The sequence below is a fragment of the Geobacter sp. FeAm09 genome, assembly GCF_008330225.1.
In the GTDB taxonomy this organism is placed as follows: domain Bacteria; phylum Desulfobacterota; class Desulfuromonadia; order Geobacterales; family Pseudopelobacteraceae; genus Oryzomonas.
In genome coordinates this window covers 3822412-3835679 of the sequence record NZ_CP042466.1, presented here as the reverse complement: position 1 = coordinate 3835679, position 13268 = coordinate 3822412, and the positions used below count along the sequence as shown (strand labels likewise).

Genomic DNA, 13268 nt, shown 5'->3' with positions numbered 1-13268 from the left:
GCGGCGGCGGTTGGGCCTTCGGTTTACGGCTCCCTGTTTTTGCGGCTGTAGCGGATGACCGTCGCCTTTTCCAGCGTGATCATGCCGCCGTCCATCATCTCGTCGATGCGGGGCATGACGGCGTTGATCCGCTCCTGGCTGTCCACCACCTCGACCACCAGCGGCAGGTCGGCGGACAGGTCCAGGAGCTTTTGGGTGTGGAACACGCTCTGGGCGCCGAAACCGCATATCCCGCGCAGGACCGTGGCCCCGGCAAAGCCCTCGCCGCGCAGCAGCTCCACCAGCGCCTCGTAGAGCGGCTTGCGGCCGCAGCGGTCGCTCTCCCCGATGAAGATCCGCATCAGCACATTCTCGCCGATCAATTTGGTCATCACAATCCTCCTTGAAGTGCCGCCCGGACGGTAATGATGCCGAGCCAGGTGAAGAGCAGGCAGAGCGCCACGCTGGCCAGCACGTTGGCAAAGGCCATGAGGAACTGGCCATCCTCCAGCAGCTTGAAGGTTTCGTAGCTGAAGGTGGAGAAGGTCGTCAGCCCGCCGAGAAAGCCGACGGTCAGCCCCAGGCGCAGCGTATCGGAGATGGCGGTGCTGCGCAGACCCATCTCCATGATCAGGCCGATGAGGTAGGCGCCGATGATGTTGACGGCAAAGGTGCCGTAGGGGAACACCCGGCCGAGCTGGCTGTAGACCCACCCCGAGAGATAGTAGCGGGCAAGCCCCCCCCCGGCGCAGAAGATGGCTATGGCGGCAGCGGTCTTCATCTGGAACCTCCTCCGTGCATGAAAGTATAGCGGCCTTTCGGGCGATGTCACCCCTGTTTCGCCGGGTGCCCCGGGTGGTGCCTCTGCCGGCTGGCGAAGTCCGCCCCGGAGATAAAAAACTCCTGCCTCGCAGGTGAAGGCAGGAGTCATCAGCTTTGGCAAGCGGTTGCGGCGAACTCCATCGCCGGGCCCGAAGAGGGGCCGCCCTCAAGCGCAGGCGAACGCCCCCCGCTAACTGAGGCCCTTCCTGATCTGGTACAGCCCCTCCAGGTTCAAGCCGTTCTTCTCGTAGTATTCCCGCTCCAACTCCTCCACATAGAAACGGTCGAGGCCGGAGTTTTCCAGGAAATCCTCCCGCAACCCCACATTGCGCTCGGCGATGATCTGGGGCAGCAGGGAGTGGAGGTACATGGCCTCCTTCTTGATGGTGAAGATGGTTTCGTGAAACAGGTGGTCGGGGATGTCGGCCTTGATGAGCCGCTTGTTCTTCAGCTCCTCGATCACCTCGCGGCGCAGGGCCTCCTGGTCGGCCTTGGTGGTGAACCGGGAGTAGAAGTTGCGGATCCGGTCGCGCACATGTTCCAGGAGCACCGCCGACAGACGTTCTTCCTGGTCGATTTCCTGGAGCTGCCGGTGCAATTCCTCCGTGGTGCCGGTACGCCGCTCCACGGCATTGAGCCCCGCCAGGAGGACCGTCACCTTGCGCCGCCCGAAACGGCCCAGGTAGGCGTTGTGGAACAGTTCACGGATGAACAGCTCCTCGAAACATCCCACCTTGAGGTTGTCGAAGGCGGCCTTGTGCTCCAGGAGCCCCTGCAGCATCTCCTCGCTGACCCGCACGTTCTCCATGAAGGCCAGTTGGCTGATCAGGTTCGAGACGCTGTCGAAACGGTCCAGGTAGGTGATGACGTAGGAAAAGCCGTCCATCAGCCCCGGGTCGGCGCCGTCGCGGATCTTTTCGTCGCACTCCTTGCTGGCGTCCAGCATGAGCTGGTCGAAGAAATGGTCGCGGTTCTCCACGGCCTTTTTCTTGGCCAGGATCAGGTTGAGCATGTCTTCGCGGTTGATCGGGCTTTCGATCTCCTTTTCCCTGAGGAAGATCCCCTGCAGCACCTCGCGGGTGGCGGCGATGTAATCCTGTTCCTGGTGGTGGACCAGATTGCGCCCCTTTTTGAGCATTTCGTCCAGGGTATAGAACAGGGCGCCGGGGATCTTGTTGCGCACCGACAGGGTCTTGAGCCGGGTCAGCCGGGCGTTGTCCAGGTGGCTGATCTCCCCCTTGCTGTTGCAGGCCAGAAGGATGTTGCGGTATTCGTCCACGATGCGCTTGTTGGACGGATGGCGGTACATGGCGTCGATGCGCATGCGCTCCTGCTGGTAGCGGTCGATCCGGTAGGTGGCCGCAAGCTTGACCAGGCGGGCGAAATCGTCGTCGGCGATCTTTTTGTTGCGGTAGTACAGGCTTTTGAAGAGGTCGCGGTATTCCCGGTGGTGGCGGTTGATCAGCTTGATGATGAAGAGTTGGGCCGAATCGTCCTTGAGCAGCGGGAAGATGTTGGCGATCAGGGCGTCGTCGCGCTCGTCGCCCACCGATTCCGAGCGCTTGATGACCTTGCCGAGATTCTTGACCAGTTCCTCCTGCTGGTATTTCAGCTTGCGGGAGAGTTGGGTGGAGTGGACGAAAAAGTAGTAGTTGCAGACGGCGTTGCCCTCGAAAAAGATGTTCTCGAAGCTCTCCTCGCCCTGGGTGCGGTCGCTGAAGCGGATGGAGCCCGTGTCGTCGGAACGCGCTCCGTACATGACCAGGCGGTTGATGATGTCCGGTTTGGCGAGATCCGAGGAGGGCTGGTCCACGCCGAACATGTATTCGCAGAAATAACCGCCGTTTCCCTGGTAGCCGATCCCCTGGGGCGTGATAATGAACTCGTTGCCCGGCGAGAAGATGCGGAGGTGCTCCTCCTCCTGGACGATGTTGAAAAAGTAGCGCTGATAGGCGTCGTTGCCCACCACCATGACGAAATACTCGACGTGGCTGCCGACCTGCCCATGTAGCCGTATGTCCTTGTGCATAGTCTCCCTCTCCCGTCACAATCACATATTACATTACATCGAACGCCATGCCGTCGTAGGCGAATTCGAAGCCGGGCGGCAGCGTGGCCTGTTCGCTGTGGAGCACTTCGTGGGTCAGATGGGTGAGGACGACGCGGGCCGGCCTGATCGGTTCCACCGCGGCAATGGCCCCCTCGATGTTGAAGTGGAACGGATGGGGCGTCCAGCGCAGTCCGTCCATGATCAGCACGTCGAGTCCCTCCAGGAGCGGCAGGGAACTGGCGGGAATGGCGCTGCAGTCCGTCAGGTAGGCAATCGGCCCGATGCGGAAACCTGTGGCGGTGCCCTTGCCGTGCAGCAGCGGGATCGGGACGACCGTCAGCCCGAACAGCTCGAAGGGGCCGGAAAGCTCCCGGGGCGACAAAAGCGGCGTATAGCCCGACCCGCCGGTTTCGAAAAAGATGTAGCGGAACCCCGTCCACAAGCCCCGGAAGGTCTCGGCGGAGGCATAGCAGGGAACGACCTCTTTGTGCAGAAAGTGGAAGCCGCGCAGGTCGTCGATGCCGTTCACGTGGTCGGCATGGGGGTGGGTGAAGAGAACGGCGTCGATCCTTTCCACCCCTTCGCGCAGGGCCTGCCGCCGCAGGTCGGTGGAGGTGTCCACCAGGATGGTGCGCCCCCCATGGTGGATCAGCAGGGACGCCCGGGTCCTGCGGTCCTTCGGGTCGTCCGACGTGCATACCCGGCATTTGCATCCCACCATGGGGACCCCGGTGGATGTCCCGCTCCCCAGGATGGTTACCTTCATTCGACGTCCTTTCCGTAATGTGCCAGGAAAATAACAAAAATCCACGATGCAGGCAAGGCCGGATTTCTTGCAAGCTGCCAATGTCGCTGGCGTTTGCGGGCGGTGCCGGACCCGCTCCGCTATGCCTTGGGGAGCGGGATCAAAAGCAGTGAGATCTTGCTCAGGGTGCAGATCCGGTGGGCGACGCTTCCCGCCCAGAACGCCTCCATGCCGGTTTTCCCGTGGGTGGCCAGCACGACCAGGTCCACCCCGGTCTGGCTGGCGGCCTGGGCGATCGTCTTTGCCGGGTCCCCCCGCAACACGTGGGCGCTCGCCGCAAACCCCCGCCTCCGCAAGGATTCCACCTGCTCCCGGAAGATCTCCCGGGTATCCTGGAAGGCCATCTCCAGCATCCGGGACGTGGTGGCGGGAAGCATCCTGCTGGAAACCTTTGCCGCGCCCGACAGGGAGGCGAAGCGGGGAACGACCGTCATGAGGTGCAGCGCCGCGCCGCAGGCCCGGGCGATCTCCTCCGAAACCGGCAGGGCCAGGGCATGATCGGGCTCGCCGTCCAGGGGGATGAGGATGTTGTTGCAGGCGAAGGGGGGCGCGCCCCCCTTCGCGTCGGGATGGGTGATGAGGACCGGCCGGGAGCCCAGGGCAATGGCCTTCTGGGCGATGCTTCCCAGAAACAGGTGCAGGGCCTGCCCGCGGCCGTGGGAACACATGATCACCAGATCGTGTTCCAGTTCGTCGGCGTGGGCGACGATGCTGCCGGCCACATCGTCCGCTTCCGTGGCGTGCACGTGGCAGTCCACCACGATCCCGGGGGGGAAGGCGCGCTGTGCCAGGAGGTGCAGGTAATCCGCCGCCTCCTCCGCGTTGCGCAGGTGGGGCTGGCCATGGACCTCGCTGGGGGCGTTCTTTTCCACCACATGGAAGAGCGTGACCCGCGCGTCGAGTTTGTCCGCCAGGAAGGCGGCGGCCGGCAAGGCCGCCTCGGCCAGGCGTGAACCGTCTAAAGGGACGAGGAAATGCTTGAACATGGGATCACCCCGTTACCAGTGTCTTGAAGAGGAGGTAGCCGTTGAGCGCGAGGATGATCCCCGCGATCATGCCGGCCAGGAGCGTTGTGACGGGCTTGTTGGTCAGGTCCCCCATGATGTCCGGGCGGCGGGTGAACATGACCAGGGGAATGACTGCGAACGGAAGCCCGAAGCTGAGCACCACCTGGCTGACGACCAGGGTGCGGGTCGGGTCCAGCCCCACGCCGATGACGATCAGGGAAGGCGCCATGGTCACCAGGCGCCGGAGCCAGATCGGGATGTGCCGCTGCATGAAGCCCTGCATGATCACCTGCCCCGCGCTGGTCCCCACGGTGGACGACGATAGCCCCGAGAGCAGCAGCGAGAGGCCGAAGATCCATTTTGCCCACGAGCCCAGGAGCGGCTCCAGGGTCCGGTAGGCCTCCTCGATGGTGCCGACGGCGGTGTGCCCGGTGGTGTGGAAGGTGGCTGCCGCCATGACCAGCATGGCGATATTGACGAAGCTGGCCATGCCCATGGCGATGACCACATCGGCGATCTCGAAGCGGTAGAGGCTTTTGAGCCGCTTCGGGTCGCGTACGACGATGCGCCCCTGGGTCAGGGCGGAATGGAGGAAGATGGCGTGGGGCATGACCGTGGCCCCCAGGATCCCCGAGGCCAGGAGAACGCTTTCGGTCCCCGCAAACTGCGGTACGACGGCGTGGTAGGCGACCAGCCCCCAGTCGGGCCTGTCGATGATGGTTTCCAGCAGGTAGCAGAGGGCGATCATGCCGACCATGGATGAGATGACCGCCTCCAGGGGGCGGAACCCGTACCGCTCCATCCCCAGGATCAGCACGGTTGCCAGGGCGGTGAGCAGGGCGCCGGCGAAGAGCGGTATGCCCATGAGGAGCTGGAAGCCCAGGGCGGCGCCGAGGAATTCGGCCAGGTCCGTCGCCATGGCCACGATCTCCATCAAGAGCCACATGGCGATGACCACCGGGCGGGGGAAGCGGGCCCGGCACTGCTCCGCCAGGTTCATGCCCGTGGCGATGCCCAGCTTGGCCGAAAGGGTCTGGATGAGCATGGCCATGAGGTTGCTGGCCACGATCACCCAGACCAGCAGGTAGCCGAATTGGGCGCCCCCCTGGATGTTGGTGGCGAAGTTGCCCGGGTCCACGTAGGCCACGCTGGCGATGAAGGCCGGTCCCAGAAACGGCATCAGGCGCGTCAGGCGGTTCGGACGCGACTGCCCGTCCAGGATGTCCAGGGCGGTCTGCACGGTCCGGGAGTCGGGGGAATTCGCAGCGGGTGGAGGATGTTCTTTTACCATAAAGGTGCCGTTCCCCCGCGGTCAGGAGTGATCTTCGCCGCGGCTTGCCGCCGGATTGCGGAAGGTGCGGACCGCATCGGCAGTATAGAGCGCCAGGCCGCTCCAGATCAAGATGAATGTCAGCATATGGGCCGGGGTGAACGGTTCCCCGTAAACCAGCACGGCCAGGGCGAAATGCAGGGTGGGGGTCAGGTACTGCAGGAAGCCGATGGTGGCCAGCCGCAGCCTGCGGGCCGCTGCGGCGAAGAGCAAAAGCGGCGTGGCGGTCAGGACGCCCGCCAGGGGGAGCCACAGGGCACCCCGCTCCACGGCCGCCGGAAAGGCGCCCTGGCCGTGCAGGGCCAGCCAGACCAGGTAGGCCAGGGCCAGCGGCCCGGTCAGGAGCGTCTCCACCAGCAGGCCGGCCAGGGATTCCACATGGGCCGTCTTGCGCAGCAGGCCGTAGAGGCCGAAGGAGGCGGCGAGCGCCAGGGAGATCCAGGGCACGGCCCCGACCCGGAGCGTCAGGAGGCCGACCCCGGCAACGGCCAGCAGCAGGCTGATCATTTGCAGCGGCCGCAGCCGCTCCCGCAGGAAGACCATGCCCAAAAGCACGTTAACCAGGGGGGTGATGAAGTATCCCAGGCTCGACTGGAGCACCTGCCCCTGGCCCACGGCGTAGATGAACACGAGCCAGTTGACGGTGATCAGGGTGGTGGAGCCGGCCAGGGTCAGCAGCACGCGGCGCGACGCGAAGGCCGCCCTGACCTCGCCCCAGCGCCCCGAGAGGGCCGCCAGCGCCAGCAGGAAAAAGACCGACCAGACGATGCGGTGGGCAACCACCTCCAGGGGCGGGATGTCGTGCAACGCCTTGAAGTAGACCGGGAAAAAACCCCAGACCAGATAGGCCAGCAGGCCGTAGATCAGGCCTTGGCGGAGCGGTTCCCGGCTGGGGGGGGATTGCATGGGCCGGTCCCGGTTCAGGAGAGGGGCGCCGGGCGGCCGCCGGTTACGGCCAGCAGGTCGGCGGGGGTGATGCGGAACAGGGCGTGGGGGGTGCCGGCCGCGGCCCAGACCTCGGGGTATTCCAGAAGGTCCCGGTCGATGACCGGGCAAAGCGGCTCCCGGTGTCCCAGGGGCGGGATGCCGCCGATGGCGAAGCCGGTACGCTCCCGGACAAAGGCCGCATCGGCCTTGCCCACCGGTTCGCCGCAGGCTGCTGCCAGCAAGGCCTCATCGACGCGGTTTTTGCCGCTGACCAGGGCCAGCACCGGGGCTCCCGAGCGGGTCCCCTTGAATACCAGGGATTTGACGATCTGGGCCACATCGCAGCCCACCGCTTCGGCCGCTTCGGCGGCGGTGCGGGAGCTGGCGGCCAATTCCTGCACGCGACAGGGGACCCCGGCCGCTTCCAGGGCTTCCTGCACCTTGCGGGCGCTGGGGCTGAGTTCATGGTGCATGACTGGTTTCCTTCCTTCTTTGCATGTGTCAGGTCGGCTGCGGAGCGCGCGCCGTGACCCTGGTGAAGAGATACAGGCCGCTGAAGATGACCGCCCCCCCGCCATCTGGCGCAGGGTCGGCGGTTCCCCCAGGAAAACGGCGGCCCACAGGATGGCCCCCAGGGGTTCGCCCAGGATGCTGACCGAAACCACCGAGGCCTGAACGTATTTCAGCGCCCAGTTGAAGACCGTGTGCCCCATGACCGTACAGACCAGGGCCAGGGCCAGAAACAAGAGCCAGTCCCGGGCCGGGTAGCCGGTGAAGGGTGTCCGGGTGACCAGCGTTGCGGCCACCAGAACCAGGGAACTGGTCCCGTAGGTGACGAAGGTGTATCCCTCCAGGGGGATGCCCGAGCGCAGCCTGCGGCCGATCAGCAGGTAGCCGGAGACCATGACCGCCGCCACCAGCGCCAGCAGGTCGCCGATCAGCGCCCGCATGCCGACCTGGAAATCGGCGGCCCCGATGATGACGCTTCCCGCCAGGGCCAGTACTCCGCCTACGGCGGCCAGGCGCGGGATGCGCTCCTTGAAGAAAAGCAGCGAACCGACCACCACGAAGACCGGTTGCAGGGTCACCAGCACCGTGGAACTGGCCACGCTGGTATAGCCCAGGGAGATGAACCAGGTCACGAAATGCAGGGCCAGAAACAGGCCGCTCATGGCGGAGAGCGCCACCTGCCGCCGGTCGAGCCCGGCCAGCACCCCCCGTTTCATGAGGGTGAAGGGGGCCAGCGCCACAAAGGTGAACAGCAGGCGGTAGGTGGCGATGATCAGGGGCGGCGCCGTGGCGAGGCGCACGAACAGCGACGAAAAGGAGACCGCGATCACGGCGGCCGCCACGGCCAGATAGGGATTGAGGGCCGGTCTCGGCATCAGTCGTTCATATACTGCTGGGCGTAATTCACGTAGTTGCCGGCGGATTTGCGCAGCCAGGCCACCTCGTCCGGCGTCAGGTCGCGCTTGTACTTGGCCGGTGCGCCGACCCACAGGGTGTGGGGCGGGATGACCGTTCCCTCGGTGACCAGGGCCCGCGCCCCCACCAGGGCGCCCTCCCCCACCACCGCCCGGTCCATGACCATGGCCTGCATGCCGATGAAGCAGCCGTTGTGCAGGGTGCAGCCGTGCAGGGTCACGCTGTGGCCGATGGTGACATCGTCGCCGATGATGAGCGGCGCGCCGGGGTCGTCGGCATGCTTTTTGTGGGTGACATGGAGCATGGTCAGGTCCTGCACGTTGCTGCGGGCGCCGATACGGATATGGTTCACGTCGCCGCGGGCCACGCAGTTGTACCAGATGCTGCTCTGGGGACCCATCTCCACGTCGCCGATGATCACGGCGGTCTCGGCCACGAAGGCGGACGGGTCGATCTTGGGGTGGATGCCCTGAAATGGTCGGATCATAACGATAGTTCCTCTCTGGCCGCTGCTCTCCCTGCTCTTCGTCATGGGATGTTTCGCTTCTTGGGGGGTGCCGGGATAAGGTGGAAGGTAAGTATACGCATTTCACACGGTTTTGCAACCAGGGGAGCGAGGCGGCGATGACCGCCGGGGGAGGCGGCGTAAGCAGCCTGGAGCCTCAGGGCTCCTGAATGTGCCGATACGCCGGTGATTTTTGCCTGCCGTAGGCCATGCCCAACTTCTGCATTCGCGCCGTCAGGGTATTGGGGTGGATGCCGAGCAGCTCCGCCGCACCGCCCGCCCCGTGAATCTTGCCGTTGGTCATTTTCAGCGCCCGCCTGAAGTGTACTCTCATCGCCTCGTCGAGATCCAGGGGATATGCTTCGTCAAGCGGCTCGACGAGGCTCGGCTCCTCGCGGCATTTCTCCTCGAACGCCAGGCCGTCGAAGCGCAGCGTGCCGCCGCGATAACAGATCAGTTCCCGTTCCACCAGGTTCTCCAACTCACGCACATTGCCCGGCCATGCATAGTTCGTCAGGCGTTCCATAGCGCCCGGCACAATGGGAGACGGCACGCTGATCCCCAACTCGCGGCTCTTCTGCCCCACAAAATGCCGGACCAGTGCCGGAATGTCGTTACGCCGTTCCCGCAAAGGGGGGATCGTGATGGGGAACAGGCACAACCGGAACCACAGGTCCTCCCGGAAACTCCCCTCGGCTACCATCCGTTTCAAATCCCGGTTGGTTGCGGTGATGACCCGTACGTCAACCGGAATGGCCTTCTCCCCGCCCACGCGGCTGATCAACCTGCTCTGCAGCACCCGCAGCAGCCGCACCTGGCTCAAGAGCGGCAATTCGCCGATTTCGTCCAGGAACAGCGTGCCGCCGTTGGCGCGTTCGAAACGCCCCCGCTTCACGGCGTGAGCACCGGTGAAGGCCCCCTTTTCGTGGCCGAACAGCTCGTCGTCGATGAGGTTCTCCGCGATGGCGCCGCAGTTGAGCTTGATGAAGGGGCCGTTACGGCGTGGCGAGGCGGCATGGATCGCATTGGCGATCACCTCCTTGCCGGTCCCCGTTTCGCCGTAGAGCAGGACGGTGGTCTTCTGGGGCGCCACTTGGTGCACCAGATCCATCACGTTGCGCAGCCCGGAGTTGCCGCCGATGATCTCGTCGCCTGCCCGGGAAAGAACTTCATTTTGCAGAAAGCTGTTGTCGTCGATGAGCTGGTCGCGTTGCTTGAGCAGCATTCTGTGGGCCAAGGCATTGGAGAGGGCGATGGCAAACGGCTCGGCCACACTTGACAGCAGGTCAAGGTGTTCCGAGGTATAGCGGTCTCTCCCCTGGGCGCGAAGTGTCAGAACCCCGATGCATTCGTTGGCGATTCTCAGCGGCAGGACCAGGTCGGAATCGTCATCTCTCCCGATGGATCGGGCAATGGCACGGATGGAGGGGTCATGGGCGGTGTGCGAGATGATGAATGGCTCCCGTCGCGACAAGCCCCATTCCCAGAGGCCGTCCTGAGCGGTAAGCGGTTGCGGAGGGGCGGCACGATGCCCGTTGGCGACAAAGGCTATTGGCCGAAGCGATCTAATGGTGTCGTCAAAGGTGCCGAGGATCAGTTGGTCCAACGGCATGTGACTGCTCAGGTGGCTGAATACCCCTTCCAGGGCCGTAGTGATATGAAGGCTGCTGCAAATTGCGAGGGTTGCTTCCCGGAAAAATTTATTTTTGTCAATCACCACGATCCCCCCGCGAGACGGCATTTTGCAATAATCGTGAAATAATCATGCAACAAAAGGACCACCTCCCCGCCCCCGGCCTCTCAGAACCGGTGCCGAACCTCCAAAAACCGCCAGACTGGAAGCGCCACAGGGCCACCGGCAGCCGCCCCCGGTCTGCCGCCACATTAGGTCTTTCGAATAATTACCCCTTAACTTTCAATGCCTCTCGCATTTCCAATATATCGTAATTGGGGAACTAATTACAAAATATTTGAGTCTTTTTTACGACATGTTGGAGAACGCCACGGTTCCTCCATAATCCGGGACCCGGTGGCACACGAATTCAGGCTGTTAGGATTCCCTTTTGGGGTTGGCATAATTCTGGCTTACGAAACCAGGATTATTGATTAATGGCAATAACTATCTGTATTAACGTCAATAATTTGCTATCTAATTTGAAGCCATTTCATGGACATGCTTATAATTCCCGAAAAGGAGGTATTAAAATTTAAGCTGATACTTGTGATGGTAAAAATATTTCAAATGATTGAAAGAGGAGGTGTTGAAAAACGGTATTTTTACAAATGTTACGATTATTACGTTGCAACTAGTTACTAACGAAAGGGTTTATAAAATGAATTCAAGCAAAATGCCGTTTCTGATAGTGCTGCTGGTAGCCGTGATGATGATTGCCGGTTGTGGCGAAGACAAAACTATTTATGAGAACGGAAGCACCGGCTCCTCAACCACGACACCGGATACCCCCACGACACCGACTGACACTACTCTTGATGGGCCCACATTGTTCCAGACATACTGCAGCAAATGCCACAAAACGACAGGTGACCCCTACGGCATAAAGTGGTCAACGCTAACGTCGATCCCGGCCAACATGCAGTTTGAGCTGAGTGATGCGCAGTTGAAAGCGCTCGTAACGTATTTCGGAACTCTGCAATAAGCCCGGAAATGATGTCCAACACCCCACTACCGAATGACGAGTACGAAAGGAAATGGCATGGATGAGCACAACAAAGAGAAAACGATAAACATCGAGATGTCCCGCCGCGGCTTTTTGAAGGCCGGAGGCGCTGCCGTGGGAACGGCGGTTTTGGGCGGGATGGTCGCCGGATGCGGGGATAATGTCACCAGGGTCGTCCAGACCCCCAGCACCCAATCCGCAGGCTCGATGCAGACGACCGATCCGTCGAAGGCGGTATGGCCCGTCCTTGAGGAGCTCGAAGTCACAGCCGCCGGAAGCGGCACGAGCGCTTTCGTCACCACCACCATCCCCGACAGTGCTATCGTGAAAACCTACAATGTGGATGTGGTCGTCTGCGGCCTCGGCCCCGCCGGTGACGCCGCGGCACTCTCCTGCGCCGAGCGCGGCCTGAAGACCGTTGCCGTGGAGAAGCGTGCATCCGGCAATTACAACTCCGCCACCATCGGGGGCACCACCTCGAAGCTTCACAAGCATTGGGGCATGACCTATGACACGGATGCCTGGATGTCCGACGCCATGCTGGACAATGCCTTCCAGGGCGACATGGAGCTTTTCCGCCATTGGCTCGACAACAACGGGGAAGCCGTGGACTGGTATATCAGCCACTTCGACAACAAGAGTCTCGACTCCTATCCGTTGACGTTCGCTGCGGGCGATTTCCCGAATTTCCGCGACCAATGGGACAAGACCTCGTTGAGCCGGTCGTGGAACACCTCCCTCAACCTGCCCTACAAGCCCTCCGACCTGGCCGGTATCGTTGCCGGGTTCATCACGGCGGCCGGGGGGGAGATCCGATACAAGTGCCCGGCCTGTCAGCTTGTCACCTCCGGCGGCAAGGTCACCGGGGTTATCGTCAAGAGTGATCAGGGGTATGAGAAGTACAACTGCGCCAAGGGGGTTGTCCTCGCGACCGGCGGCTATGAGTTCAATCTTCAGATGCTCAAGGAGCGTTGCCGTCCGCGAAGCGTCCCGCGGCATTGGCTCACCACCGCAACGGGCAACACCGGCGATGGCCATCTGATGGGGCTCGCCGTCGGCGCTGCCGAAGACGAGTACCCCCATTCGATCATGCTCGATCCCGAGCAGCTCATGCCCTTCCTGCGCGTGAACAAGCTGGGGAAACGCTTCACTCCCGAGTATGAGCCGTATGGCCACCTGGCGCTCGCCATCCAGGCTCAGCCCGGAGCCTATGATTATTACATCGTCGACAGTGCCATCGCCACCAAGATCGATAAAATCTGGACCCCTTCGTCATCGTGCTATGCTCCAAAAAGCGTCTGGGTCGGTGCCGCGACCAGCAGCGCCGCCATCAAGGCGGACACGCTCGGAGATCTTGCCGTCATGATGGGGGTCCCTCAGGACGCTTTCGTTGCCACCATCAAGCGGTGGAACGAGATGGCGGCGGCCGGGAAGGACAGCGATTTCAATTTTCCCGGGAATATGATGATGACCATTGACTCGCCTCCCTACTATGCGACGAAAGAGTTCTCAGATGGGCTCTGCACTGCCAGCGGGCTCATCGTCGACACCAACAGCCGGGTGCTCGACAAGAGCCGTTCCCCCATCGACGGGCTCTACGCCATAGGCCTTACCTCGGGCGGCATGTTCTACAACACCTATCCCCACAATCTCAACTGTTTGAGCCATACGCGCAACTGCATGTCGGGGTATCTGGTGGGCAAGTACCTCGCAGCGCTCTAGCAGGCCGCGCCGAGGGGC

General features: G+C 62.6%; 12 protein-coding genes and 1 riboswitch. Of the genes, 2 read left to right on the top strand and 10 right to left on the bottom strand.

Features of this window, described 5'->3' with window-relative positions; genetic code table 11:
- Positions 1–23: 23 nt before the first annotated feature.
- From FO488_RS18000 to FO488_RS17950, 10 genes are all read right to left on the bottom strand, one after another.
- On the bottom strand, positions 24–371 hold the full coding sequence (locus FO488_RS18000; protein ID WP_149211823.1) for a DUF190 domain-containing protein: 348 nt from the start codon (positions 369–371) through the stop codon (positions 24–26).
- Complete coding sequence (crcB, locus tag FO488_RS17995; RefSeq protein WP_149211822.1) at positions 371–760, bottom strand: fluoride efflux transporter CrcB; 390 nt, start codon at positions 758–760, stop codon at positions 371–373. Before crcB ends, FO488_RS18000 begins: the two co-directional genes overlap by 1 nt.
- A 133-nt stretch (positions 761–893) precedes the next feature.
- Positions 894–955, bottom strand: a riboswitch (Fluoride riboswitch).
- Positions 956–991: 36 nt separating this feature from the next.
- Positions 992–2830, bottom strand: a complete 1839-nt coding sequence (locus FO488_RS17990; protein ID WP_149211821.1) for a TIGR04442 family protein — start codon at positions 2828–2830, stop codon at positions 992–994.
- Between the two features lie 28 nt (positions 2831–2858).
- Positions 2859–3617: a GPMC system MBL fold metallohydrolase gene (locus tag FO488_RS17985; RefSeq protein WP_149211820.1), complete on the bottom strand. Its 759-nt coding sequence runs from the start codon at positions 3615–3617 to the stop codon at positions 2859–2861.
- A 119-nt stretch (positions 3618–3736) separates the two neighbouring features.
- Positions 3737–4642 (bottom strand): universal stress protein, encoded by a 906-nt coding sequence (locus FO488_RS17980; RefSeq protein ID WP_149211819.1) that lies wholly within the window; start codon positions 4640–4642, stop codon positions 3737–3739.
- 4 nt (positions 4643–4646) lie between these two features.
- Positions 4647–5954 carry an Nramp family divalent metal transporter gene (locus FO488_RS17975; RefSeq protein WP_149211818.1) on the bottom strand — a complete coding sequence of 436 codons (1308 nt, stop codon included), beginning with the start codon at positions 5952–5954 and terminating at the stop codon, positions 4647–4649.
- A gap of 21 nt (positions 5955–5975) precedes the next feature.
- Positions 5976–6899, bottom strand: coding sequence for an EamA family transporter RarD (gene rarD / locus FO488_RS17970; RefSeq protein ID WP_149211817.1), 924 nt, complete (start codon positions 6897–6899; stop codon positions 5976–5978).
- A 14-nt stretch (positions 6900–6913) separates the two neighbouring features.
- Complete coding sequence (locus tag FO488_RS20255; protein ID WP_240732046.1) at positions 6914–8305, bottom strand: EamA family transporter; 1392 nt, start codon at positions 8303–8305, stop codon at positions 6914–6916.
- Positions 8305–8832 (bottom strand): gamma carbonic anhydrase family protein, encoded by a 528-nt coding sequence (locus FO488_RS17955; RefSeq protein ID WP_149211815.1) that lies wholly within the window; start codon positions 8830–8832, stop codon positions 8305–8307. Before FO488_RS17955 ends, FO488_RS20255 begins: the two co-directional genes overlap by 1 nt.
- Before the next feature lie 175 nt (positions 8833–9007).
- Positions 9008–10570: a sigma 54-interacting transcriptional regulator gene (locus tag FO488_RS17950; protein WP_149211814.1), complete on the bottom strand. Its 1563-nt coding sequence runs from the start codon at positions 10568–10570 to the stop codon at positions 9008–9010.
- A 526-nt stretch (positions 10571–11096) separates the two neighbouring features.
- Here FO488_RS17950 and FO488_RS17945 point away from each other — a divergent pair.
- Positions 11097–11507: a cytochrome c gene (locus tag FO488_RS17945; RefSeq protein ID WP_205743303.1), complete on the top strand. Its 411-nt coding sequence runs from the start codon at positions 11097–11099 to the stop codon at positions 11505–11507.
- A gap of 57 nt (positions 11508–11564) precedes the next feature.
- Positions 11565–13250 (top strand): FAD-binding protein, encoded by a 1686-nt coding sequence (locus FO488_RS17940; RefSeq protein ID WP_149211812.1) that lies wholly within the window; start codon positions 11565–11567, stop codon positions 13248–13250.
- Positions 13251–13268: the final 18 nt, after the last annotated feature.

Bases quoted from the DNA above. Each gene is read 5' to 3' on its own strand.
- FO488_RS17980 (WP_149211819.1), bottom strand. From the start codon at position 4,642: ATGTTCAAGCATTTCCTCGTCCCTTTAGACGGTTCACGCCTGGCCGAG.
- FO488_RS18000 (WP_149211823.1), bottom strand. From the start codon at position 371: ATGACCAAATTGATCGGCGAGAATGTGCTGATGCGGATCTTCATCGGG.
- rarD (WP_149211817.1), bottom strand. From the start codon at position 6,899: ATGCAATCCCCCCCCAGCCGGGAACCGCTCCGCCAAGGCCTGATCTAC.
- FO488_RS17940 (WP_149211812.1), top strand. From the start codon at position 11,565: ATGGATGAGCACAACAAAGAGAAAACGATAAACATCGAGATGTCCCGC.
- FO488_RS17985 (WP_149211820.1), bottom strand. From the start codon at position 3,617: ATGAAGGTAACCATCCTGGGGAGCGGGACATCCACCGGGGTCCCCATG.
- FO488_RS17990 (WP_149211821.1), bottom strand. From the start codon at position 2,830: ATGCACAAGGACATACGGCTACATGGGCAGGTCGGCAGCCACGTCGAG.
- FO488_RS17975 (WP_149211818.1), bottom strand. From the start codon at position 5,954: ATGGTAAAAGAACATCCTCCACCCGCTGCGAATTCCCCCGACTCCCGG.
- FO488_RS20255 (WP_240732046.1), bottom strand. From the start codon at position 8,305: ATGCCGAGACCGGCCCTCAATCCCTATCTGGCCGTGGCGGCCGCCGTG.
- FO488_RS17955 (WP_149211815.1), bottom strand. From the start codon at position 8,832: ATGATCCGACCATTTCAGGGCATCCACCCCAAGATCGACCCGTCCGCC.
- crcB (WP_149211822.1), bottom strand. From the start codon at position 760: ATGAAGACCGCTGCCGCCATAGCCATCTTCTGCGCCGGGGGGGGGCTT.